Origin of the sequence: Lactiplantibacillus sp. DA1 (genome assembly GCF_032681335.1) — a bacterium.
Classification (GTDB): domain Bacteria; phylum Bacillota; class Bacilli; order Lactobacillales; family Lactobacillaceae; genus Lactiplantibacillus.
The window spans coordinates 39524-63055 of record NZ_JAWHTQ010000005.1; the positions used below are offsets into that span (position 1 = coordinate 39524).

The following is a 23532-nucleotide window of genomic DNA, read 5'->3' on the forward strand; positions in this document are numbered from 1 at the left end:
CTATCAGAAACACACATTTGCACGAATTATTTTACACTAATCAGTTTGTTTTAATCTTTTAACCGTAATGTCATGGCATTAATCGCCACAATAATCGTACTTAATGACATGACTACTGCACCAAACATTGGGTTTAGAATAAAACCGATTGGCGCTAGAATACCGGCTGCCAATGGAATCGTAATCACATTATAACCAGCACCCCACCATAAGTTTTGCGCCATCTTCCGCGTTGTTTGCCGTGCTAAGGCTAAGAAATCCACCACATCGTTAGGATTACTCTTAACGAGAACGATATCGGCTGAATCAATAGCAACGTCAGTCCCAGAACCAATCGCAACCCCGATATCAGCACGCGCAAGACTAGGCGCGTCGTTAACACCATCACCAATCATCATGACATGACTACCGTCAGCTTGATATTGCTGAACTAACTTCGCTTTATCTTCAGGCAATAGGCCCGCGTGAACCTCAGTAATTCCAAGTTGCTTGGCAACTACTTGCGCACTTTGCGGGTTATCGCCAGTTAACATCACCGGTGTAATATGTTGGGCCTGCAAACTATCGATTAAATTCTTAGCTTCCGGTTTAATTTGATCACCTTGAGCAACAAATCCCAGAACTGTCTGATCTTGAATCAAGAAGCTGACCGAATTACCCGCACTCGCTAACTTATCAAACGTTTGCTGGTCATAAGCTAAATTTTGTTTGTCAAGATAAGCAGCTGAAACGATTTCATACGACTGACCATCAATCGTACCACTTAGTCCAACACCAGTAATTTGATGAACATTCTTACTGTTCTTTGGCGTCAGCTGATGTTCCTTAGCCGCAGCCAGAATACCAACGGCTAAGGGGTGACTGGAGCCATTTTCCAAACCAGCCATCATTGCCAGGACATCTTCCGCAGTTAATTGGTCAACACTACTTTGATAATCAGCAACCTTGAAGTTACCGGCCGTCAAGGTTCCGGTCTTGTCCATCAAAGCGTAGTTCAATTTTTTAACCTGTTCCATTGCGTCACGATTACGAATCAATAATCCATGACTAGCCGCAATCGCTGTGCTACGCGCAACCACTAATGGAATGGCTAATCCTAAGGCATGCGGACAAGCAATTACGAGAACCGTCACTGCAATCGATAACGCTAGCGCTAAATTACCAACAAGCAACCAGACGATAAAGGCAACAATTGCCACGGTCAACGCAGCATAGAATAGCAGTCCTGCTACCTTGTCTGCCATGTTCTCCTGCGATGATTTGGCCGCCTGAGCGTCACTGACCAACTTCATAACCTGTGCCAAATAGCCTGATTCACCAGTTCCAGTGACTTGCATCTCAAAAGTACCATCACCATTAACTGACCCACCAACGACTTGATCCTTAACTCGTTTTTCAACTAACTTAGCTTCACCAGTGACCATCGCTTCATTAACACTAGTTGTCCCACTTAAAACCGTGCCATCAGCGGGAATTTGTTCACCAGCGCGGACTTGAACCTGATCGCCATTGGCCAAATCAGCAATCGCTACGTCCTGGATTTGTCCATCAACTAACTTATGCGCTGTACTTGGTAGCAATTTTGCCAGCTTGTCCACCGCTGACCCTGCATTCATCACCGTATTCATTTCAATCCAATGACCCAACAACATAATGACAATTAAAGTCGCTAGTTCCCAGAAGAAATCTGTTACCATTGGTTTGGCATTTAACAAGTCATTAGCTATCACGGCATAAATACTATACACATACGCAACGCTAATTCCCATCGTAATCAACGTCATCATTGCTGGTTTATGGTTCTTCACTTCCGCCTTAGCACCACTGAAAAATGGTTGACCACCGTAGAGGAACAAAATCGTGCCTAAAATCGCAACGATATAATCAGACCACGGCCGAAAAACGATTTGAAATGGCAAATTGACCCCCATCATCGGACTCATAATGATAATCGGAATCGTCAAAACTAACGCCACCCAAAATTTCAACTTGAGATTACCCATGTGCATCATCTCACCGTTACCCATATCCATATCACCCATGTCATTTTTATCATGGTGATGCATGTGTTGCATATCCATGTCTTTCATAGTAACGACCTCCCCTAACCAGATTGTCTACATCTGTAATTTGTGACTAAAGTTTACAGTTGTAGACGATAAAAGTCAAGAAAAACACTTTTAACTTTTTGTCATCATTCATGTGTTTTCTGAATATCCTATCTTGAAGGTAACCCCCTTCCATTGGACGCGCTATGACTGATGATCCCCGATTAAGGCCTGCAAGCATGCTCCCATAATCAGTTAGCCAAGTATCTTTAAAATCATTAACCTCAAAAAAGTCATGTTCAGATTAAAAAAGTCCAAACATGACATTCAGTGTTACTTCAATATTCATTTATAACCACATTAGCAACGCGTTCCTGGGACACAATCACATTCCACCATTTCCGGCGCATCCTTGGCTTTTTCTGCCAACACTGCCTGTAAAGCGGCGATATCCGTTTGACTCAATTCCGTTTGGTTAACAAGATCTACCAGCGTTTGACCAACGCGCATCTGGCATAAATGGCCGAATAGGGTGCCCACGGCTTCATCCATCGATGGCTGTTCCTCAACCATTGGATAATAATTGAACGCTCGACCATTCTTTTCAGCACGTAACGCACCTTTTTTGACGAGCCTTCCCAGCAGTGTCTTGACCGTTGCTGTCTTCCATCCCATCTTATCCGCCATGATCTCAGCGACCTGACTACTCGTGACATTGCCCAACGTCCAAGCAACCCGCATGACTTCCCATTCGGCATCACTGATTTCAATTTTAGTTTGTGCTTCCAATGGTTTGACCACCCTTCGAATTAAATTAACTGTAGTTTACAACCGTAAACGCAAAAAAGCAACTATCACCCTCGCACGGTTCACCATCTAGCATAGCGCAATTTTCTTTCTAATATCAACATTGACTGCCATTAACCACTACCCAAATCATCACTAGTTAGGTTAATAACTTTATTGGCGCAAAAAAGCGGCCCTAATTACTGAGCCGCAACAAAATGATCTAATAATGCTGATAACGCCACGACGCTATCTGGATAATTGCTCGGATGTTGTAATAGGTAGCTCTTGATCTTGCCATGATATAGCACCGTCGTGGCAGCCTGTCCACTCGTCTGCAATAAACTCCGCCGAAATTCATTGAGCAACAGTTGTAACCCGCTCTGCGCTGCATCTTGTCGCTCGAGCATCAGCGCTGCACGACTGATGGCATCAAGCACCTGCGTTTGCGTGATTTGTGATTGTGTTGACATGTTTTTCCCTCTATTTACTATAATATAATTAAGTATACACCGTTAGTGGCACAAACAGGTATTATTTATCTGTTGAAAAACTATGTTATGCTACTAAATATTAATCATTTTAGTGACGGGGGTTCAGTACTTGAAACCAAACTCAAAACTATTACAACGATTACAATCATGGATGCGTGGTCGGTACGGTCAAAACGATCCGTTAAATCGTTTTTTAAACAATCTCGCTTTACTACTAATCGTCATCAGTTTTTTTATTCGCACCGGCTGGCTAGTCCTAATTGCCGTGCTACTCATCGGTATCAGCTACTGGCGCTTATTTTCCAAACAAATTTATCGACAAGTCGCGATCAATCGCGGCTTTCAGCGTTTATGGTTACCGCTTGTCCGGCCGTTCAGTCGGTTAAAACACCAAGTCAAACAGCATTGGCAATACCGCTTTTTCCGCTGTTCACAGTGTCACCAACGGATTCGCATTCCACGCCACCACGGTCACGTTCGGATAACTTGTCCTCAATGTGGTCATCAATTCGAGGCCAAGGTGTAGCGCTCCTCTCCGGAAAACTTTTAGATGGTCTAAAATCGTTGTGCATTTCCGCCATCATTCCTAACCAAATCAACGCTTATAACTCAATTTAGAGCCAAACCGGTTCCCAAGTATCAGCTGCTTGGGAACCGGTTTCGTGTCTAATCACAATATGTCAAAGTCCTAACTACCGAGAAGACAATCAGTCAATCCTTTTTATTTACCGTAAATTAATGATCAGCTTTCAGAAAAAACACTTACGAAAAAATTAATTTTCTGGTATGCTAACCCATTGTATTAAGGAAAGTGAGTGTGAACAATATAATGGATTCAGCACAAAGTAACTCGCAGACCAAACAACGGGCCCGGGTTCCCGTTACCCATCCAATGCTAGCTATGATGGGAATGTTAATTGGTGGTTTTGTCGGAATGTTTAGTGAAACGTCACTGAATATCGCGCTACCTCAATTGATGACACAGTTACACGTCTCAACAGCAACTGTGCAATGGTTAGTAACCGGTTACATGTTAATGATTGGGATTGTCCTCCCATTATCTAGCTTAATCACCAAATGGTTTACGACTCGTCAAGTGATTTTATTCGCCTTGATTGACTTCGCGGTTGGTGCAATCATTTCAGCTTTGGCGCCGGGCTTTGGCGCCTTATTATTCGGTCGGATGATTCAAGGTATCGCAACCGGTCTGATTTTGCCACTCATGTTTACGGTGGCCATGCAAATTTTTCCACCCTACAAATTAGGTGCAGCTATGGGGATGGTCGGCTTAGTCATCATGTTCGCACCGGCCGTTGGTCCAACGATTGCTGGAGCCATCTTAGGCTTGTCTTCATGGCGGTGGATCTTTTGGCTCTTCATTCCATTCTTGATTATCGCCTTTATCTTTGCAATCACTTCACTTAAGAATATTGCAAAGGTCACAAGGCCTAAAGTGGACTTTTTATCTATTCTGCTCTCAATGGTTGGCTTTGGTAGCCTCGTTGTTGGGGTCAGTCTTGCTAGTGATCAAGGTTGGGGGTCGCCCGCTGTACTAGGTGCCTTAATTTTAGGACTGGTTATTCTGACTTGGTATGCCCATCGACAACTCACCATGGAATCGCCAATTCTGAACCTTAAGACATTTGCTATCCCTGGTTTTCGGGTTGGCGCTTGCCTCGTTATGATTAACTTTGGGATTATCTTATCAGCCATGTATTTACTCCCAATGTACATTCAAAAGGGGCTGTTGATTCCCGTTGCCTTGACTGGGGTCATCATGTTACCCGGTGGCTTGATGAACGCAATTGTATCGGCCGTCTCGGGTCGCTTATATGACTCGATTGGCGCCCGCACTCCAGCAATGCTGGGGTTCTTGATTTCAATGGTTGGTGCCCTCATGTTGGCACTGACAACCACGCAGAGTGCAACGTGGTACGTTATTTTGGCCCACGTTATCTTAATGATTGGGGCGCCATTAGCGATGTCCCCTTCACAGACGCATGGTTTAAATTCCTTAACGGGACCAATTGCCGCCGATGGTAGTACAATCATGAACACACTACAGCAAGTCGTTGGTGCCATTTCAACCGCAATTGCAACGAGCTTATTAGGCATTGGCCAAGCTTCTTACTACGCCAATGGGGGTCATCAAGCTGCTAGCGCGTTCGTCAACGGTGCCCATTACGGGTTCTACTTTACGTTTATTTTAGCGCTCGCCGGTTTGTTGCTTGCAACCCGTTTGTCTAAAAAAACGACTAACTAACTGTCATTAATCAAAACTAGCGCTGTTAATCATAAGCAGCCTAGTTTTTTTATTTTACGATCGATTATCATTGAAGTAGTCTTGGGTGGCTTCTCATCAGCAAGCCACCCAAGACTACTCAGTCACCATGCAATGCTTAGCGTTCTTACCACACTAAGAATCCTGATAAATAATTGCACTTTATCGCATTTTAATGCACAATTAAAATGATAATATGAGGAGTCGAAAGTAATTTATGGAATTGACAATTGGTTTAATTATTGGCACCAGCATCATTCTTGTCATACTGTGTGGCATACTCAGTATTTACTACTATCACCACACCAAAAAGCTGAACGGTACGATCTGGGCACTCATTGGTATTGCGCTATTGTGCCTGGCTGGCTTTTTTGTTTGGGTCGTCTGGTTTGGGTTATAAACTAAACTGCGGCTCACCGTTACTAGTAACCAATCCGAGGAGGAATTGCTCATGAACCCAGAAGACATGTTTCAACGTTATCTCAACAAATATCAGATCACGTATCAACATCCTGAACATGGTCTAGTTATGCTGACCTCCCCTATCTGGCCCCAACATCCCGAGCTCCAGCAGGCCATTCAAAGCGCTTTTCAAGGCCTAAACGGCGTCACTAGTATTACAATCAATAGTCCCGAACAATTAGTCATGCGCTATCACTCTGATCAGTTACGGCGGCTAAGTCCGCTGACTTTACTTAGCTTAGAACGCCAGTTAAGCAAGCAATATCATCAAGCTGGCTATTAAACTTAATGGAACGCAAAAATGCAGGCTACCCGGTTAAAAGTGGTTAGTCTGCATTTTTGCACTTTATTATTGATTTAGAATGTTACAGCTGCCATGATTTTACCTTCATCGCCGCTAAAATCGACGATGTGGCGTTTTAAGTTAGCAGTCCAAGCTTGACACCCAGCCTTGGCAAACTGCTTGACAGCGTCTGCTAGAGCCAGCTGGCCAGCAATATATTGCTTCGCGATTTGTTCAACTGCCGCGGCATCTTCTTCACGAGCGACCCGGACTGCTAAGCCATTCGTCCGCCGTTCCACGAGATAACCGTTCTCACCAAAGTAAGTTGTGGCACCAGTAGCAACATCATATTGAAAATGTTGAACGCCCAAATCGGCTTCTTTTTTGGCAATCGTGGCAAAGTCTGCGTGGTCACCTAAATTATTTAATACGTCATCGATCTCAGTTAATTTAAACATCATGACACCCCTCGTTCTAATTTCGTTTACTTATCTATTGTAATCCAATTAGACACGTTTGGCAGGTAACGGGTAGAAAATTCGCATTAAAGCCACGTAAATGACCCCGATAAGCGCCATGTCAATGAAAGTTGCACCAGTCACCGTCGCAATCCAAACAACGTGCTTCAATAACAAGAAGATGGCCACACCTAGTACCCAACATAATAGCGCAATCCAGTTCACCCCATGATGATACCAATACTGCCCCTTAGAGCTCGCCAGTTCGTTGATATCATAGTGCTGACGATGCCGCCAATAGTAATCGACTAACATCACGCTGATCATCGGTCCAAGCACCATCCCAATATAATCTAGGAACGCCGTGAATGCAGCTAAAAAACTCCCCATGATTAATGGAATCAGTGTGACTAACGTGGCAATGATTGTCACGGCCCACAGTGCTGGTCGTAACCGAATCCGTGGAAAGATATTCGACAGCGCCGAACCAGCCGCCAATAAGTTTACCGCGTTCGCCGTCATACTCGTTAAGACAATCACCAGTAGTGCTAATACCCCCAAGCCTAGTCGACTCGCAATGGTACTCGGGTCAGAGTTATTAGGATCATAAGTTCCAGAAGTAATCGCGATACTGATCGTCGCGGCAAGCCCGATAAAGGCGAACCAGAACAAGCCGGTAAAGGCCCCTAAAAATGGCATGCCAGTCGCGCCACTCTTTTTGCGCGTAAACCGCGTAAAATCAGCACCCGCTGTCACCCAAGACAAATTGAACGCCGCTAGCGTATCCATCCCAGCACCCGCCGTCATATGTAAATGTGTCGGCGCCTGCCACGTTAACAAATCATGCACTGAGACCGTCTGGAACACAACGACCGTCTCCCATAAAACAAATAAGATGACAAGAATAATACCTAAACGTTCAATCATCTGAACCGACCGTTGACCGACCGAAACACTCAATAAATGCAACACACTCATGACAATAATTCCGAGGATCAGTCCTTTAGCCCCACCGGGTTTACCATAGACTGGCCAGCCAACTAGATCGTGTAATAAATAGCTGACAGAAGTTGCTGCAATGAACGTGTTTACCGCTGTCCAGCCAATATACTGGGTCAAGTTCACAAAGGACGGAACGTAACTGCCCCGCACACCAAAGGAACCACGAATCAAGCTCATCGTCGCCGCCCCGGTCTTATACCCCATGAAGCCGACTAACGATAAACATAAATACGATAGCGTGGACGATGCTACAATCACTTTAAGCGCCGTCAATAAACCACACGCAGCCAATACACCACCAACGTACCACGTGCCATTATTGGCATTGGCGCCAATCCAAGTTGCAAACATGTCCCAATTAGACATGTGTCGGTGCTTAGGCGCCACCACTTCTATTTGATACTTTGACTCTTGCTGCACATCGTTCACCCTTTCTACAATGTTTTCCATTGTAGTTTTTTTAGTGACGCTTGGTCAAGTCTATTTAACTAAGTTAGTTAATTGCACAAAACTTAAATTCGCATTAAAATAATCTTAATAAGTTAATTAAGGAAGTGACAGATTGTGAAGGGCGCATTGACAGGCTGGCGCCGGAATCTCGCTGTTCTCTGGCTAGGAACATTTATCGCCGGAATGGGATTTTCTGAAGTCATGCCATTCTTATCATTATACGTTGGTCAAATGGGGGATTTCTCCAAAAACGAACTCACGATGTATAGTGGTATTACATACGCAGTGACTTTTTTTGTCGTCGCTGTTGTCTCACCATTATGGGGTAAACTCGCTGACCGGCGTGGTCGCAAAATCATGCTGCTGCGTTCTTCGCTTGGGATGGCCTTTGTTATCGGTGCGATGGGATTTGTCCATAACATTTGGATACTCATTCTACTTCGGTTCTTACAAGGCCTGTGTGCCGGCTACATTCCCAATGCTAGCGCCCTAATCGCCACCGAAACTCCCAAGGAAAGTAGTGGGACCGCAATCGGTATCCTAACAACTGGCTACGTGTCTGGTAACTTGATTGGCCCGATTCTCGGTGGCGTACTCGCCCAAGTTTTCTCTATTCGTTTGACTTTCATTATCACCGGAATTTTGCTACTGATCGTCTTCGTATTGAGTCTGACACTCGTCCACGAAAGCTTTAAACCCAGCGACGCGCCGATTGCTAAACGTGACGGCAGTCTACTCAGCCAATTTAAAAATCCAACGTTGATTATCACACTGCTCGTCTCCACGATGATTATTCAAATGGGGAATAATTCCATCACGCCCATTATTAGTCTATATGTCAAAGAACTGATGCATAACGTCGGCCCAATCACCGTCGTTGCTGGAATCATTGCCGCTCTACCCGGAATTTCGACGCTATTATCGGCGCCGCGACTCGGACGGATCGGTGATCACCGGGGGGCTGACCGTATCCTTGTCTTTGGTTTCGTCTTTGCCATCCTGATGTACTTTCCACAAGGCTTCGTCTCCAGTGTGTGGACATTAGGGCTATTGCGCTTCATGATTGGGATCTCTGACGGAGCCCTCTTTCCAACGGTGCAAACATTATTATCCAAAAATACACCCCGCGAGTTAACAGGCACTATTTTCAGTTGGAATCAATCTTTCCAAGCGGCTGGCAGCATGCTCGGCTCCTTACTTGGTGGCGCCGTCTCCGGCTGGTTCGATTACAACGGTGTCTTTATCTTCACCGCCTTGTCATTACTGCTTAACTTCATCGGCGTACTGATCTTTATACCAAGTATGCGGCACCCATTTGCAAAACACTCGGTTGATTAACCGCGCTATTTATCAAGTTCAAAAGCTATCAGCTTAGTCCCGGAGATCGGACCAGGACGCGGACCGGCTGACAAACACTAATCCGACTAGCATATTTTAACCATAATAAAGGTCACCAATCAGCAATCGCTGCTTGGTGACCTTTATTAGTTATTCTATTCCGTTAGCTCTTACTTCAAATATTTTGCCATGAACTGGCTTACTTTTTGTTGATATAATTGCGGATAACGCGTGTATGATTCCGCGTGACCAGCTCCTGGAGCCACCCATAATTGCTTTGACTTGACCGTCGTAGCGCGGTAGTTCTGATATACCATCTTCGTGGGGACAAAAGTATCCTTAGCACCATGAATAAAGAAGATTGGCAACTTATTCTTCTTGAGCTGGTTTACTGAACTCGCCGTCATAAAGTTGAAGTGGGCCTTCGCTTGAGCTACCCAGCTTGCCGTATACAGCAGTGGAAACTTCGGTAAGTGATATAGTTGATTCAGCTCATATCCCAATTCATCACCAACACTGGTATAGCCACAATCTTCAATAATCGCTTTAACTTGTGATGGAAGTTTCTCGCCACTCATCATCATGACAGTCGCACCACCCATTGAAACGCCAAAGAGTCCAATCTGACTATTTTGGCCTACGCGGCGAATCACCTGTCGCGTCCACTTTAGATAGTCCAACCGGTCAGGCCAACCAAAACCATAGTAATCCCCCTGACTCTGACCATTGCCACGATCATCCGGCGCCAGCACATTATATCCTTGGCGATGCCACAATCGAATATAGCTCGCCATCTGCTCCTTGTTACCCATGTAACCATGCGCCACAATAATCGTTTTGGTGGTTCGGTGCGCAGCTGGTACATAGTCCGCAACTAACTTCAAATGATCCGTTGCGGACGTCTCATGCCAGGTCTGCTTGTTGACCCGTTTCAGCCACGCTTGGTTCTGCTTCAACTTACTTTTACTCTTACTAGAACTATGGTTCAAAACTTTCGGGGTGGGTTCAAATGCAAAGTGATATAAATAAAAACTACCGCCCGCGACCCCAATGACGATCACGGTCAAGAATGCAATGAGCGCAATTGTCCATTTTTTGCGTGTTGTCATATTCTCTTTCTCTCTTTCATACCTAATCATATCTGCTAAGCCTAATTCGCTTTAATTCGAATACGCTACAAGCAGCCATAGCGATATTATCAAACGCTATTCTCAATTATGTGCCTATCTCAACTCAATCTACCAATTCGTTAAGCGCTCGGATCGTTAATAAATGTGCCGCCACCGTTTGAGCTGCTAATTGAATTGCCCGTGCTAACGGGTCAACCGTCGACAAGACGACCGGTTGTCCAGCAAGCGTAGACTCGAATGCTTGCCGAAATTGCTGATACCGCGGCTCAATCTGACGCGAATCACGAATTTGCAAAATCGCTTTACTAATTACTGGTAATGAAAAATCAGTCTTCAAAATTGAAACGACTAGTACCGCCACAATCTGATTCCGGGTATACCGATGTCCAACCGGCCGACTGAAAAAATGTTGTTTCACGTAACTATTAATCATCGTCTTCGTTACGGCAGGTAACCCCAGCGGCTGAATTGTTTCATTAACAAGTTGCAACAACTGTTCCATATAAACGGGCACCGCGGGCAACTCTTCCCACGAAAGTAAATAGTTACTAGTTGATCCAAATTCCTCCATCATCCAATCCTCCTCACTACCCTATTTAATTTAGCCCAATTTAGATTTTAATTCAACAATATCTAATTGTTACCTTATTATAAATAGAATTATAATCTACATATCCACTCTGCTAATTATTATTCGCCTCAAAAATTATTAAAAGGTGCTTATTTTGAAAGTTCAAAAATAGCCAGCTTAGGCCCGCTGGAAAAAGTTCGAATCAGCGTAAACATGCTTGGTTGGTTCGTCCTACACCGACTTCCAGGCATTTCTGCCAATTGCCGGAACGTGGTGGGCACAGACTTGAGCCGAAAAATCACGTCTCAAATACTGGCCTTTCAATAACCAAGCACAGGACACTTGCTAAGTGAAATTTCACCACTGGGCATTGTCAGAAACGCCTTCCAGTCGGGAGAGTATTCGAATGGCAGACGAAGCTGTACTTAACTTTTGATGAATTTGCCGTTGCTTTTTGTAAACAGTAATTTTGTTAATCAACTGTCAAACTGAAAATGATATTGAGGTAGCTCATTAATCCTGAATCGGCATAGTAAGATTCAAACTCCTGACAGAGTGCCTAGTGCACCCTAACCCTTTGTCTTTGTTTAATATCAAAATAGTCAACGATAAATTGTGCTAAGTTAAGTGGCCGTTCATCAGCCATTCGAGCGGCTTACCGAAACGTGTTCGGTGCCACTAAAGCCTGTGCTTGCTACGCCAATGGACTAATGCCAAAACCGCATTAATCCGTTGGCAGGCAATGCTCGGCTTCAACCCGTGGCCCCTCGCAAGCTTGAGACTGGAGGGGCTGGGTGACAATGCTCAGTAGCCAAATTATTCTTAGTCGGAAGTGGTCTGCTTCCGGCTTAGAATAAGACTCGTATTTGAGACCGGGCGGGTTGTGTACGGGCTCAAATCGACGTCGGCTTACGTTCCAGCAATTGTCACCCAGCCCCGGAGGTCGGAATAGGACGATCATTGCTGACGAACAGCAATCCAAAAATAAGCACCTTTTAATAATGATTCACGCCAAATCAAGGCTTGAAAGCCACCCCATATTTCCGCTAAAATAGGCTTATCCAAATTTTGTTATCCAGAAAGGAAATCATTATGAATAACGTTTACCTAGCTGCACCGTTTTTTGACGAGGATCAGAAGGAACGCATCCAACAAGTGAAGTCGGCGCTGTTGGCTAACCCGACGATCAACCCCGATGGTATCTTCATCCCAGAAGAACATCAATTTGAAGAAGAACCTTTTGGTAGCCGTGCTTGGCAACAATACGTCTACGCATCCGATATGCGTCAAGTTCATCGGGCCGATGTCGTTGTTGCCATTCTTGACTTCGACATGACTAGTGCAACCAATGAGCCAGATTCTGGCACAATGTTTGAAATCGGTGCGGCCGTGGCTGAAAAGACACCCGTCATCGTCGTTCAGTTTGATGCGAATAAAGAACTCAACTTAATGATTGCCCAAGGATTAACGGCCTATTTCGATGCTAGTAAAGATGGTCTGAAAGAATTATCTGCCTACAATTGTGATGACTTACGTTCTAAGCCCGCTCACCGGCCAGTATTTTAGGCACACAACTTAATGACACGAAAAAATGCTGCTTGCAAACGAATAACGTTTGTAAGCAGCATTTTAACTAACTTGAATTGATCATCCTTATTCAGCAGTATTCACGACTAATCGTGACTGTCGCCGCGCCTGCCAGCGCTTATTCAATTCCAGCACGAATGTTGGAATCAGCGTAGCTACTAGCACCGTTAACCATCCTAACGCTGGTAGTGTCACTAAGCTAAAGAAACTACGGAACGGTGGTATCACTGCAATTGCCAAGACCACCAGAATTCCTAACAGCAATCCTCGGTTCAGCATTGGATTACGCGTCATGCTTGACCAGCTGAGTGGTCGGCGATCCTTAATTGCATAGATGTCGATCATTGATCCTAATGCCAATACTAGAAAGACCATCGTCATCCCGACTGGGGCTTGACCATTTGTTAAGCCAAAGCGGCCAAACGCGTAAATTCCGAGGGTTAGTACGGTAAAAGTAGCTGCCCGGATAAACAACCGTTGACCAAGGCCCCGAGCTAAAATACTTTCGTCATTGGCTACTGGTGGTTGTTGCATGGCTTGGGGTTCACCTGGCTCTTGGCTAATAAAGAATCCTGGAATCCCATCAGCAAGTACGTTAATAATCAGCAATTGTTCTGCTAACAGTGGCGCCCCCCAACCGAAGAGGACTGCACCAACCATTAAGAAGATTTGCGCAAAGTTGACACCGACCAAGAATTCAACGGCTTTAATGATGTTCTGATAAACCGTCCGACCTTCTTTAACAGCCGCCATGATCGTCGCAAAATTATCATCCGTTAACACCATATCAGCGGCTTCCTTAGACACTTCGGTACCAGTGATTCCCATCGCAATGCCGACATCCGCCGCCTTTAGTGCCGGTGCATCATTGACACCGTCACCAGTCATCGCCACCGTCTTACCAAGACTTTGCCAAGCCTGAACAATTCGAATCTTATCACTCGGAGAAACCCGGGCGTACACCGCAATCTGGTCAATCCGAGCCGTCAATTCTTCATCGCTCAATTGGCGAAGATCGTCGCCACTGATTGCTTGCAATTCTGGCGTCAAAATACCAATTTCTTCGGCAATAGCCTTAGCAGTGACCAAATGATCCCCCGTAATCATGACCGGAAAAATACCGGCTTGTTTGGCCGCTCGAATAGCTGGAATTACTTCTGGTCGTGGCGGATCGATCAAACCAATCAACCCTGCCAATTGAAGATCGGCCGTCAATTCATCCCAGTCAGTGGTTTGTACGTCTTCGGGAATGATGCGATAGCCAACAGCTAAAACGCGCAGTGCCGCCTTTCCAAATTCATCATGGGCCACCTGTCCAGCAGCTAGGCTAGCTTGGTCAGGCTTCAGTGGTAACCGATCCCAAGCCCCTTTGACGATAACTAACCGTTGACCATCCTCTAATTCATGCACCGTTGTCATCATCTTCTTAGTCGAATCGAATGGGTCTTCCGCAATTCGAGGTGCCTGCTCTTCTAAACCAGACCGGTCCAAGTCATGCTGAGCCAACCAACGAATAACGGCTAATTCCGTCGCATCCCCAACGGCCTGCTCTTCACCATCAACACGATTGATTTCAGCATTCGTCGCTAGGCCTAAGTAACGCATCAACTCCTGCCCAGCTGAGGTCAAGGGTTGTTCGGTGGTCATGATACCCGTAGTTGGTGTCCAATATTTTGTGATTGTCATTCGATTTTGTGTCAACGTTCCCGTCTTGTCGGACGCAATCACATCGACACTCCCAATTGTTTCAACGGCACTGACTCGGCGCATGATGGCATTTCTGTCAGCCATGCGACGGACACCGTGTGACAGACTGATGGTCACAATAATGGGAAGCGTTTCTGGCACGGCTGCGACTGCTAATGAAACTCCAATCATCAAGCTATCGGCCAAGCCTTGATTTTGAACCCAAACGCTCAGTGCAAAAATGGTGATGCCGCCTAACACGGCAAATGTGGTTAACCAGCTTGATAGCCGATTAAGTCGGCCCTGTAATGGCGTGGCCCGTTGCTTCGTCTTGTTCAACAGTCCCGCAATCTGACCTAACTCTGTGGCCATTCCGGTCGTTAAGACCTGAATCAATGCAGTACCGGCTGTGACGGCCGTTCCCGCATACACTTGACAGTTATCATCCAACTCACCGGTGTCCTGATAAATACTTTTTTCAACAGCTTCACTTTCACCTGTCAAGACTGCCTCATCAACGGCTAAGTTCGTGGCCTCTAACACGACCGCATCGGCTGGGACTTGGTCACCTGCCTTCAATAATACTAAATCGCCGGGAACGATTTCTGGTGCCGCAATCGTTTGTACCTTCCCATCCCGCCGAACATTAGCTGTGGGTAAACTCATTGACTTCAGGGCCGCCAGCGATTTCTCTGCGGACGCTTCTTGGTACAAGCCAATACAGACATTGATGATCAAAATTGCGCCAATCACAATAGTCTTCGTCCAGCCCCCATTCTGGGCAAGGGCCAAGTACGTGGCTAGACCAACCGCAAATAATAGCACTAGCGATGAAACGTCGCTCATATGTTGCCAAATTTTACGCCACAAGGGTACAGGTCGCGCAGCCACCAATTCATTTTTGCCGAATTTAGTTAGCTGGGCCGTCACCGCAGTGGTCGTTAAACCGGACTCGGGAGTAGGTTTGAATGGTGCATTCTTATAATTCTGCATCGTTTATTCCTCCGTAATTCGATTATCGTTATCATTCGTCATTATTAATGATAACGGAAACATTTTACCGTTTTACGTGTAAATTGTGAAAAAGTCGTGAAGATTGGTTCACATGATTGTAACAGTTGTTAAACATTAACTACCGGTAATCATCAAAAAACTGTTCAATTTATGACTAAAATCAAGTTACCAGTCATGAATATTGTTATAATAGAACACAAATATTCCTTGGAGGCACGTTATGAAAATCAAATTAATCTCAACTAGTGATGTGCACGGTTACCTCGCGCCAACTGACTATAGTCGCCGCGATAACGTCGCACCGTTTAGCCTTAGTCGTGCCGCTACTGTTATTCATCAATTGACGCGTGAAGATACGGCCGATGTCTGGCCAATCGTGATTGATAATGGCGATTATGTGCAGGGTTCACCGTTGACTTATTTCATTGCGCGCCACCATCAAGAAGCCGCTCCACTATATTCACGTCTTACAAATTGTAATCATGTTCAAGTCGGTATTTTTGGTAACCACGAATTCAATTACGGGCTCGACTACCTCGACCTGTGTGAATCGAGTCGCCAATACCCGATGCTGGCCGCTAATATTCATGATGACCTGCACCGCACCTTATTCTCCAAACCATACACGATTCTGGAACGCGCCGGAGTTAAAGTGGCAATTTTAGGGCTAACGACTCAATTTGTTGCCCACTGGGAACAACCACATCACATTGCTGGCCTACACTTTGAGGACGTGGTCGCAACTGCTAAACATTGGGTGCCCAAATTGCGTCAACTGGCTGACGTCGTTGTCATCGCCTACCACGGTGGTCTTGAACGCGATCCCCAAACTGACCGTCCAACCGAACGCATGAATGGTGAAAACCGAGGTTCTGCACTATTAGCTGAAGTACCCGGCATTGATGCCATGATTACTGGCCACCAACATCGACAATTAGCCGTTACGGTTCACGGTGTTCCTGTAACGCAACCTGGTATGAAAGGCGCTAATGTTGCTATGATTACCCTCGAACTCGACCGCAATCATCAAGTGACGACCAGTCACCCAGCAATCTATCCGGTCGCAGATGCCACACCGAGCGCTCAAGTGATGCAATTGGTTGCACCGATTAATGACCAGATGGAAGACTGGTTAGACACCCCACTGGGCCAAATTAACGGCAATATGCTCGTACACGATCATCTTCAAGCACGGCTGCATAATCATCCTTACATCGATTTTATTAATCGCGTTGAGATGGCCGCAACCGGTACCGATATTGCCGCAACAGCATTATTTAATGACGACGTACCAGGCCTCAAACAACACGTGACGATGCGGGAAGTCATGAACAGTTACGTCTACCCAAACAAGCTCGCCGTTGAAGCCATTACTGGTGCTGATTTACGCGCCGCTCTTGAACGTTGTGCGAGTTACTTTCTCCTCCAAGACGGTCACGTTCGGGTCAATCCCGAGTTCATGCACCCTAAGTTGCGCCACTATGTCTATGATATTTACAGTGGCATCGACTATACTTTCGACCTTACCAAACCCTTTGGTCAACGTGTCGTGCAACTCGATTATCACGGGGCCCCAGTCACCGCTGACCAAAAATTAACGGTCACTCTGAATCATTACCGCGCTGGTGGCGGTGGTAATTATCCAATGTATCAAACAGCTAAGATTATCCGGCGCTTACCTACTGATATGACCGTATTAATTGCCGACTACTTTGCACAACATCCCGTCGTCAACGCAACACAACCGACTAATTTTCAAGTTCACTATTAAAATAATAGTTATGCCAAAACAACCGCTCAGGACTGTTATCCTAGGCGGTTGTTTGCATACTAACTAATAACTAGCACAATACGTATTTCAGATAATTAATTGGAATGTTCACGCAAAATGTAAAGTAATGCGATTGATAAATTCAGCGATGAGAAAACCAATCGCAATCACACCGGCAATAATGACGACTTGCACAAAATATTGATAAGCTAAGTCCGAATGGCCAGTGACCAAGTTACGAACGACCCGATAAGACTGACCGCCAGGAACCAATGGTACCAGACTAGGAATGTTAAAGATAATCATCGGCATCCGTTTGTAGCGCGCGGCCATACCGCTGGCGACACCAATCACGATAGCTGCGATGAGGTTACCAATCGCAAGTTTGGCGTTGATCCCTAATGGCAGGACGTGATAGAGGACTTCATACATAAACCAGCCAGCCGCACCGACCCAACCACTGAGGTTAACGGCGCGACGCGGAATATTGAGAAGCACCCCAAAACCAGCCGTGGCTAAGTAAGCTAAGATAATTTGAAATAAACCGGTTGTTAAGAGCCAATATAGCATGTCACGCCTCCTTTAGTAGAAAAATGAAGTCAGTGCGATACCCACACCAATCGCACACGCCGATAAAACGGCTTCTACAGCGCGGGCAGGACCACTTAGCAAGTTACCAGTCATAGTGTCGCGAACGGCATTAGTGATAGCAACACCCGGCACTAATGGCATCACAGCGCCAATAATGATGGCGTCGGGATGATAATGACCGTTAGTGAGATAAAAGCCGAGTAAAGTAATTAGGCCAATAATCAAAGCACCCATAAATTCGCTAAGAAACCGAATTGACCCCAGCCGATTGATCCAATAAAAGACCGCAAAACCAGCCAACCCGGCTAGTCCACAAGTAATCAAGTCGGCAGGGGTTGTCCGTCCGGTAAAGGCGACCATCAACGGCACACTAACGACAACGGCCGCTAGACATAACCAGCTGAATGGGAAGGTCGGGACAGCCTGATCGACCTGATCGAGAGCTACGGCAAATTCTGTTAGATCGATATCGTGGTTAGCGAATTGCCGTGACAGACTATTCACCTGATCCACTTTTTCGAGGTCCATGCCTCGATTATGGATTGCTCGCACTTCACTAGTGGCATTTTCTGGCAAGGAGACCGTGATTCCTGTTAGCAAGACAAAAATCTGCGCGTCAGGATAGCCCGCGTTGGTTGCAATTCGTTGCATGGTGTCTTCAACTCGTTTAATTTCTGCGCCGTTTTCTAGCAAGATAGCCCCGGCCAGTAACGTGGTTTTTAACATAACTGCCGTGTCACTCATTAAAACGCCTCCCACATCAGAATGTTTATATTTTCTCACGAATTTTGCATATCGTCATTAGTTAGGAACAGAATGTTTGCCGGAAGTGGTCGCTTATGGGTAAAATTATACTAGTAAATAAAATTTTGGAGGCATTTTCGATGACAACATTGACCAAACTCACCGATACGTATACGTTAAATAACGGCACTAAGATTCCAATTGTTGGTTTCGGAACTTGGCAAACACCTGATGGCCAAGTTGCGTATGATTCTGTATTAGCAGCATTAAAGGCCGGCTACCGGCACATTGATACAGCAGCTGCTTACGGCAACGAGGAAAGTGTTGGCAAAGCCATTGCCGATAGCGGTGTGGCACGTGAAGACTTGTTCGTCACGACGAAATTATGGAATGCCGACCATGGCTATGACGCTGCTAAGAAAGCACTTGATACTTCACTAGCAAAGTTAGGTCTGGATTACGTTGATTTATACTTGATCCATTGGCCAAACCCAGCCGCAATGCGCGACAACTGGGAACAATTGAACGCCGATACCTGGCGAGCAATGGAAGAAGCATACACGGCACGCAAAGCTCGGGCTATTGGGGTTTCTAACTTCCGTCCTAAGCATTTGGATGCACTGCTTAAGACGGCTAAAGTGGTCCCAGCCGTTAACCAAATCTTCCTCAATCCTAGTGATATGGAAGACGAAGTAGTCGCATACAACCGCAAACATGATATTTTATCCGAAGCTTACAGCCCATTAGGCACTGGAAAAATCTTCAGTATCCCAGAATTAAAGACATTGGCTGATAAGTACGATAAGAGTGTGGCGCAAATTGTTTTGCGTTGGTCATTACAACACGACTTCTTACCATTACCAAAGTCAGTCCATCCAGATCGGATTCAACAAAATACGGAATTATTTGACTTTGAACTCAGTGATGATGACATGAAAGTCATCGATGGCTTCCACGGTGTCGCCGGGTTAGCTAACGATCCTGATCAAGTTAACTTCTAAATTACATGATAATTAAGGATGCAGCCATTGGCATGCATCCTTTTTGTTTGGCTAAAAACATAATCGTAAAAACAATTCAGTCAAACTAGGAAAATGAGTTGTTATCATAACAAGTGTCGCCTGGCTGATTAACAATATGATGTTTAACCACTGGCAAACTAACGAAACATCATAATATACACCATTTTGGGCTCGTAACCTTGCTATCACAGCAACTGAATTATGGTACACTCGGTTAATTATTAAGACTGGGGGAACGGTAAATGTTACTTATATTAGCCATTTTACCAATTATTGTGACGGTTGGCTTAGGTGTAATTGCTGGTCTACGACATCAATTTGCACCAATAACTAGTGATGTTTTGATTCAGTTAGTCATGCATTATGCATTACGCATTACCACTAAGTCTCTTTGGTGGCATCTTATCCTTAAAACGAGCTACTATCTTACAGAATCGTTCAGCAGCAGTGTGGCTAGCGATTGGTATGCTGGGCGGCATGCTTATTGTCATTGTGAGTCAACACTGCTTTCGCCAGAGATTGGAAACGGCCACCTTACGAGCACTAGTGATTGCCAGCCCCTCAATTCCGTTCATGGGTGTGTCCGTACTGCTCGTTGTTTTCGGTAAAATTAGCATTTTGTTGGTGGCACTTGGTGGTCTGTACATGAACTTAGTACAAGTCCCTATGAGCGTGTTACTTTTAACGTTGGCAGGCAATTCGGCTCCTGAACAACGTTGGCAAGCTGGTTGGCAGAAATTACGCAGTGCGAGTCAGCAACCAGTCGTGTGGGCACCAATTAGTGCCTTTATCCTAAACTTGGCTGGATTGCGTTTGCCAAGTGCTTGGCTGACTAACTTTACAGAATTAGGACAAGCGGCTGGTGGGGTAGCTTTGTTCGCTCTAGGACTACTACTAACGACAAGGCCATGGCGACTGACACGGATGGTTGTCTTAAACGTCTTGCTAAAAAATTTAGGCTTACCATTGCTCATTTGGGGAATCATGGCTAGTATGGGTGTATCATTAGGCAACCAACAATTAGTCGTCCTGACGCTCGCAATTCCAACTGCAACGATTGCGACCATGCTGGCAGTGCAAAATCACATGGTTCCAGATGAATATGTGGCCACGCAAATGTTGAGCACAGTCATTGCACCTTTGACAATGGGCTTCTTAATGTGGGGGTTACAGCTAGTATAGTTGACCGTTTTCGGTCTTAAAATTTGGTGAATTTCAACAAGATTTCATGCAGATAGTAACTGAAAAAGTACGTATCAAAACACCAAAAAAACAGCTATCAACTAACAAGGGGGCAATAGACCATGTTAATTAATAGCTGTTTTTATTGTTTTAATGAATCAACGTAAAGTAGCCAATCACAAGTACCCCTAGGACAATTCGGTACCAACCGAACGCTTTGAAGTCGTTTTTCTTGATGTAATCCAACAAGAAACGAATCGACAAGTAAGCGACTACGAAGGACACAATCACCCCAACAGCTAAGACCGCTCCTTGCAAACCAGCCAAAGAACCACCGTGAGCAAAGAATTTCACGAGCTTCAATAATGACGCCCCAAACATCGTTGGAATCGCCATGAAGAATGAAAATTCAGTTGCCACGTAGCGTGAGGTTCCAATTAAGATGGCCCCCAAAATAGTTGCACCAGAACGTGAAGTCCCTGGAATCAATGAGAGCAACTGGAAACACCCAATGAACAATGCCGTCGTATAAGGTAACGTTTGTAGATTAGCGAAGCGGGGTGTTAAGCGCTTATTATGATTTTCAATCACAATGAATAGGACCCCATAAATAATCAACGTGGCAGAAACGACCGCCCAATTCATTAAATGTTCGTCCATCCAATCATTTAACGGTAGTCCCACAATCACTGATGGAATGACCGCTAATAACACCTTACTCCAGAGAACCCAAGTATTTCGCTTTTCCGTGGTATCCTTGCGTGGTGACAACGGATTTAGTTTATGGAAATACAGGACAACGACCGCCATGATTGCCCCTAATTGAATCACGACGTTGAACATATCCGTAAACTGCGTGGACTGTTGCATCTTGATAAATTCGTCAACTAGGACTAAATGCCCCGTTGAACTAATTGGTAAGAATTCAGTAATCCCTTCAACAATCCCCAAGATTACCGCTTTAAAAATATCTAACACAATGGATTCCTTTCTTGTTGGCAATGATTATCGCTTGATAATCCCAATACATAAAGATTTACGACCATCCCCGATGGCCGGTATATCAACATTATAGCAAGCGGCTACTCAAGATAGTAGCGTCCATGTGTATTTTTTTGGTAAAGATTAATTTGTCAGCGCTACCAACGCCGTACTAAATGCATTTTGCGTTTGGTCATCAAAACAAACAATCGTGATTGCCTGAACCGTGTGGGCCGTTGTCTGCGCGGTTGCTTGTAACGTTTTTAACGCTAACGGCGCCGCAATCGATAGCGGAAAGTGATAAACACCGGTACTAATAGACGGAAAAGCGACTGTTTGACAATGATTCTCAGCGGCCAAATTCAGACTGTTGCGATAACTGTTCGCTAACAATTGTAATTCATTATGCTGCCCACCTTGCCAAACGGGTCCCGGCGTGTGAATAACATACTTCGCCGGTAGTCGAAAGCCCGGCGTAATTTTGGCTTCGCCAGTCGCACAGCCGTGTAATGGTCGGCAGGCAGCCAGCAAGGCTGGCCCTGCCGCCCGGTGAATGGCACCATCGACGCCACCACCACCAAGCAAACTCGTATTGGCCGCATTAACGATTGCATCAACGGCCATTTTGGTAATATCACCATAAACAACTTTAATTTCAACCATCTTAGACTGCCCCCATGATTAGATTGACACTCGTTTGGGCCTGTTGTTTCAGTTGTGCCCCGCTGGGATTCTGTTTAGCCAATAACTGAATCCCACTCCGAGCCTGCATCAAACTAGCCGCAGTTTCGGCAACCGTCGTTGGTAATGTTTGAGACTGAGATGAAAGCAAGCTGACAAATCTGGTCTGTAAGTTAGTATAGATGGTTTGCAATTGCGCCATTAGAGACGCATCCTGCGACCCAATTTCGGCCATCAGGTTGACCATTAAACATCCTGCTGGCCACCGTTCACTCTGAAACGGTAGCCGCAAACAAGCCGCAATTAAAGCGGGCAACGGTGTTTGCCGCGCCCGCTCACGTTGAATCAATTGATCAAGTTGTTCATCTAACGTTATTTGATAGCGTTCAAGTGAACGGCGTAACGCAACCCGCTTACTGTGATACTGGCGATAAAACTGCGTTCGTGACAACTGGCTAGCAGTGAGTAAATCTTCAACTGTCGTTTGATAATAACCACGCTGCCAAAATCGAATCATCATTGCTGTTTCAACCACTGATGCGTCCTTCACAACCATGCTAAACCCTCCTGAACCCAACGCTACTACATTAATCAGCAATTAAATACTGAATTCCACGAATAATCGACCATAAGTAGCTAGCCACTGCGACTAATCCAAATACCGCTAAAAGCACCACGGCCAACCAGCCACTATTAACGATACTGTCCATATAAATACCGCTAACGCCTAAAATAACGAGCAATGTAATTCCTAAAATTGTCGGCAACAAATGTAACCAAAAAGCCCGTCCTGCAACCCGATGTACTTCTGGATTAGTACTCGTCAGCAACCAAACAATTAATGGAAATAAAACTGGTAAGAATAAAATGCTTAAATAGCTCAACGCGTTAATCACCCGATTTTGTGTCATTGTTATAACCTCCCCCGATATTTATTTCGAGTATAGCGAAAGTCTGGTACTTCGGCAAA

At 45.3% G+C, this 23532-nt stretch carries 23 protein-coding genes; 9 read left to right on the top strand and 14 right to left on the bottom strand.

All coding sequences use genetic code 11. The features are described 5' to 3' along the window. Nucleotides 1-50 precede the first annotated feature (50 nt). From RXV91_RS08820 to RXV91_RS08830, 3 genes are all read right to left on the bottom strand, one after another. On the bottom strand, nt 51-2090 hold the full coding sequence (locus RXV91_RS08820) for a heavy metal translocating P-type ATPase (RefSeq protein ID WP_316439566.1): 2040 nt from the start codon (nt 2088-2090) through the stop codon (nt 51-53). A gap of 318 nt (nt 2091-2408) precedes the next feature. After that, nucleotides 2409-2837, bottom strand: a complete 429-nt coding sequence (locus tag RXV91_RS08825; RefSeq protein WP_316439734.1) for a CopY/TcrY family copper transport repressor — start codon at nt 2835-2837, stop codon at nt 2409-2411. Nucleotides 2838-3034: 197 nt separating this feature from the next. Next, on the bottom strand, nt 3035-3307 hold the full coding sequence (locus tag RXV91_RS08830; RefSeq protein WP_316439567.1) for a hypothetical protein: 273 nt from the start codon (nt 3305-3307) through the stop codon (nt 3035-3037). Nucleotides 3308-3437: 130 nt separating this feature from the next. Between RXV91_RS08830 and RXV91_RS08835 the strand changes: the two genes are divergently transcribed. The 4 genes from RXV91_RS08835 (at nt 3438) to RXV91_RS08850 (ending at nt 6354) form a co-directional block, all read left to right on the top strand. Next, nucleotides 3438-3854 (top strand): Zn-Finger Containing protein, encoded by a 417-nt coding sequence (locus RXV91_RS08835; RefSeq protein ID WP_316439568.1) that lies wholly within the window; start codon nt 3438-3440, stop codon nt 3852-3854. Nucleotides 3855-4157: 303 nt separating this feature from the next. Further along, nucleotides 4158-5591 carry a DHA2 family efflux MFS transporter permease subunit gene (locus RXV91_RS08840; protein WP_316439569.1) on the top strand — a complete coding sequence of 478 codons (1434 nt, stop codon included), beginning with the start codon at nt 4158-4160 and terminating at the stop codon, nt 5589-5591. Between the two features lie 235 nt (nt 5592-5826). Continuing rightward, nucleotides 5827-6009: a hypothetical protein gene (locus tag RXV91_RS08845; RefSeq protein ID WP_063485328.1), complete on the top strand. Its 183-nt coding sequence runs from the start codon at nt 5827-5829 to the stop codon at nt 6007-6009. Between the two features lie 51 nt (nt 6010-6060). Continuing rightward, on the top strand, nt 6061-6354 hold the full coding sequence (locus RXV91_RS08850) for a hypothetical protein (protein WP_076661208.1): 294 nt from the start codon (nt 6061-6063) through the stop codon (nt 6352-6354). Nucleotides 6355-6428: 74 nt separating this feature from the next. Here RXV91_RS08850 and RXV91_RS08855 read toward each other — a convergent pair whose 3' ends face one another. Together RXV91_RS08855 and RXV91_RS08860 are read right to left on the bottom strand one after the other, a co-directional pair. Then, on the bottom strand, nt 6429-6812 hold the full coding sequence (locus RXV91_RS08855; protein WP_003643516.1) for a DUF1398 family protein: 384 nt from the start codon (nt 6810-6812) through the stop codon (nt 6429-6431). 48 nt (nt 6813-6860) lie between these two features. Then, on the bottom strand, nt 6861-8234 hold the full coding sequence (locus RXV91_RS08860) for a cytosine permease (RefSeq protein WP_011102128.1): 1374 nt from the start codon (nt 8232-8234) through the stop codon (nt 6861-6863). 144 nt (nt 8235-8378) lie between these two features. Between RXV91_RS08860 and RXV91_RS08865 the strand changes: the two genes are divergently transcribed. Continuing rightward, nucleotides 8379-9602 (top strand): MFS transporter, encoded by a 1224-nt coding sequence (locus tag RXV91_RS08865; RefSeq protein ID WP_316439570.1) that lies wholly within the window; start codon nt 8379-8381, stop codon nt 9600-9602. A 170-nt stretch (nt 9603-9772) separates the two neighbouring features. Here the strand turns inward: RXV91_RS08865 and RXV91_RS08870 are convergent, their stop codons facing one another. Both RXV91_RS08870 and RXV91_RS08875 read right to left on the bottom strand, forming a co-directional pair. Further along, entirely contained in the window at nt 9773-10711 is a 939-nt protein-coding gene (locus RXV91_RS08870; RefSeq protein WP_003643518.1) for an alpha/beta hydrolase, read from the bottom strand. Nucleotides 10712-10835: 124 nt separating this feature from the next. Then, on the bottom strand, nt 10836-11306 hold the full coding sequence (locus RXV91_RS08875; protein WP_003642982.1) for a DUF1836 domain-containing protein: 471 nt from the start codon (nt 11304-11306) through the stop codon (nt 10836-10838). Between the two features lie 1089 nt (nt 11307-12395). Between RXV91_RS08875 and RXV91_RS08880 the strand changes: the two genes are divergently transcribed. Beyond that, nucleotides 12396-12869 carry a nucleoside 2-deoxyribosyltransferase gene (locus tag RXV91_RS08880; RefSeq protein ID WP_160248278.1) on the top strand — a complete coding sequence of 158 codons (474 nt, stop codon included), beginning with the start codon at nt 12396-12398 and terminating at the stop codon, nt 12867-12869. Between the two features lie 87 nt (nt 12870-12956). On the opposite strand, the gene RXV91_RS08885 is transcribed toward RXV91_RS08880, so the two are convergent. Beyond that, a complete protein-coding gene (locus RXV91_RS08885; RefSeq protein ID WP_316439571.1) occupies nt 12957-15569 on the bottom strand; it encodes a cation-translocating P-type ATPase in 2613 nt (870 codons plus the stop codon). A 241-nt stretch (nt 15570-15810) separates the two neighbouring features. Here RXV91_RS08885 and RXV91_RS08890 point away from each other — a divergent pair, with 241 nt between their 5' ends. Next, nucleotides 15811-17361, top strand: a complete 1551-nt coding sequence (locus RXV91_RS08890) for a bifunctional UDP-sugar hydrolase/5'-nucleotidase (RefSeq protein WP_316439572.1) — start codon at nt 15811-15813, stop codon at nt 17359-17361. A 108-nt stretch (nt 17362-17469) separates the two neighbouring features. Here RXV91_RS08890 and RXV91_RS08895 read toward each other — a convergent pair whose 3' ends face one another. Further along, the gene (locus RXV91_RS08895; protein WP_316439573.1) at nt 17470-17931 is read right to left on the bottom strand and encodes a threonine/serine exporter family protein; all 462 of its coding nucleotides are present in this window, start codon (nt 17929-17931) and stop codon (nt 17470-17472) included. 12 nt (nt 17932-17943) lie between these two features. Further along, a complete protein-coding gene (locus tag RXV91_RS08900; protein WP_316439574.1) occupies nt 17944-18696 on the bottom strand; it encodes a threonine/serine exporter family protein in 753 nt (250 codons plus the stop codon). A gap of 140 nt (nt 18697-18836) precedes the next feature. On the opposite strand from RXV91_RS08900, the gene RXV91_RS08905 reads away from it, so the two are divergent. Together RXV91_RS08905 and RXV91_RS08910 are read left to right on the top strand one after the other, a co-directional pair. Further along, nucleotides 18837-19697 carry an aldo/keto reductase gene (locus RXV91_RS08905; RefSeq protein WP_316439575.1) on the top strand — a complete coding sequence of 287 codons (861 nt, stop codon included), beginning with the start codon at nt 18837-18839 and terminating at the stop codon, nt 19695-19697. A gap of 384 nt (nt 19698-20081) precedes the next feature. After that, complete coding sequence (locus RXV91_RS08910; protein ID WP_316439576.1) at nt 20082-20900, top strand: AEC family transporter; 819 nt, start codon at nt 20082-20084, stop codon at nt 20898-20900. A 150-nt stretch (nt 20901-21050) separates the two neighbouring features. On the opposite strand, the gene RXV91_RS08915 is transcribed toward RXV91_RS08910, so the two are convergent. The 4 genes from RXV91_RS08915 to RXV91_RS08930 form a co-directional block, all read right to left on the bottom strand. Further along, nucleotides 21051-21878, bottom strand: a complete 828-nt coding sequence (locus RXV91_RS08915; RefSeq protein ID WP_003645539.1) for an undecaprenyl-diphosphate phosphatase — start codon at nt 21876-21878, stop codon at nt 21051-21053. A 147-nt stretch (nt 21879-22025) separates the two neighbouring features. After that, nucleotides 22026-22544: an O-acetyl-ADP-ribose deacetylase gene (locus RXV91_RS08920; RefSeq protein ID WP_316439577.1), complete on the bottom strand. Its 519-nt coding sequence runs from the start codon at nt 22542-22544 to the stop codon at nt 22026-22028. Between the two features lies 1 nt (nt 22545). Beyond that, a complete protein-coding gene (locus RXV91_RS08925) occupies nt 22546-23118 on the bottom strand; it encodes a TetR/AcrR family transcriptional regulator (protein WP_316439579.1) in 573 nt (190 codons plus the stop codon). A 31-nt stretch (nt 23119-23149) separates the two neighbouring features. Beyond that, nucleotides 23150-23473 carry a hypothetical protein gene (locus RXV91_RS08930; protein ID WP_316439580.1) on the bottom strand — a complete coding sequence of 108 codons (324 nt, stop codon included), beginning with the start codon at nt 23471-23473 and terminating at the stop codon, nt 23150-23152. Nucleotides 23474-23532 lie beyond the last annotated feature (59 nt).

Bases quoted from the DNA above. Each gene is read 5' to 3' on its own strand.
- RXV91_RS08820 (WP_316439566.1), bottom strand. From the start codon at position 2,090: ATGAAAGACATGGATATGCAACACATGCATCACCATGATAAAAATGAC.
- RXV91_RS08830 (WP_316439567.1), bottom strand. From the start codon at position 3,307: ATGTCAACACAATCACAAATCACGCAAACGCAGGTGCTTGATGCCATC.
- RXV91_RS08840 (WP_316439569.1), top strand. From the start codon at position 4,158: ATGGATTCAGCACAAAGTAACTCGCAGACCAAACAACGGGCCCGGGTT.
- RXV91_RS08845 (WP_063485328.1), top strand. From the start codon at position 5,827: ATGGAATTGACAATTGGTTTAATTATTGGCACCAGCATCATTCTTGTC.
- RXV91_RS08850 (WP_076661208.1), top strand. From the start codon at position 6,061: ATGAACCCAGAAGACATGTTTCAACGTTATCTCAACAAATATCAGATC.
- RXV91_RS08855 (WP_003643516.1), bottom strand. From the start codon at position 6,812: ATGTTTAAATTAACTGAGATCGATGACGTATTAAATAATTTAGGTGAC.
- RXV91_RS08870 (WP_003643518.1), bottom strand. From the start codon at position 10,711: ATGACAACACGCAAAAAATGGACAATTGCGCTCATTGCATTCTTGACC.
- RXV91_RS08875 (WP_003642982.1), bottom strand. From the start codon at position 11,306: ATGATGGAGGAATTTGGATCAACTAGTAACTATTTACTTTCGTGGGAA.
- RXV91_RS08880 (WP_160248278.1), top strand. From the start codon at position 12,396: ATGAATAACGTTTACCTAGCTGCACCGTTTTTTGACGAGGATCAGAAG.
- RXV91_RS08885 (WP_316439571.1), bottom strand. From the start codon at position 15,569: ATGCAGAATTATAAGAATGCACCATTCAAACCTACTCCCGAGTCCGGT.
- RXV91_RS08890 (WP_316439572.1), top strand. From the start codon at position 15,811: ATGAAAATCAAATTAATCTCAACTAGTGATGTGCACGGTTACCTCGCG.
- RXV91_RS08895 (WP_316439573.1), bottom strand. From the start codon at position 17,931: ATGCTATATTGGCTCTTAACAACCGGTTTATTTCAAATTATCTTAGCT.
- RXV91_RS08900 (WP_316439574.1), bottom strand. From the start codon at position 18,696: ATGAGTGACACGGCAGTTATGTTAAAAACCACGTTACTGGCCGGGGCT.
- RXV91_RS08905 (WP_316439575.1), top strand. From the start codon at position 18,837: ATGACAACATTGACCAAACTCACCGATACGTATACGTTAAATAACGGC.
- RXV91_RS08910 (WP_316439576.1), top strand. From the start codon at position 20,082: ATGCATTACGCATTACCACTAAGTCTCTTTGGTGGCATCTTATCCTTA.
- RXV91_RS08920 (WP_316439577.1), bottom strand. From the start codon at position 22,544: ATGGTTGAAATTAAAGTTGTTTATGGTGATATTACCAAAATGGCCGTT.
- RXV91_RS08925 (WP_316439579.1), bottom strand. From the start codon at position 23,118: ATGGTTGTGAAGGACGCATCAGTGGTTGAAACAGCAATGATGATTCGA.
- RXV91_RS08930 (WP_316439580.1), bottom strand. From the start codon at position 23,473: ATGACACAAAATCGGGTGATTAACGCGTTGAGCTATTTAAGCATTTTA.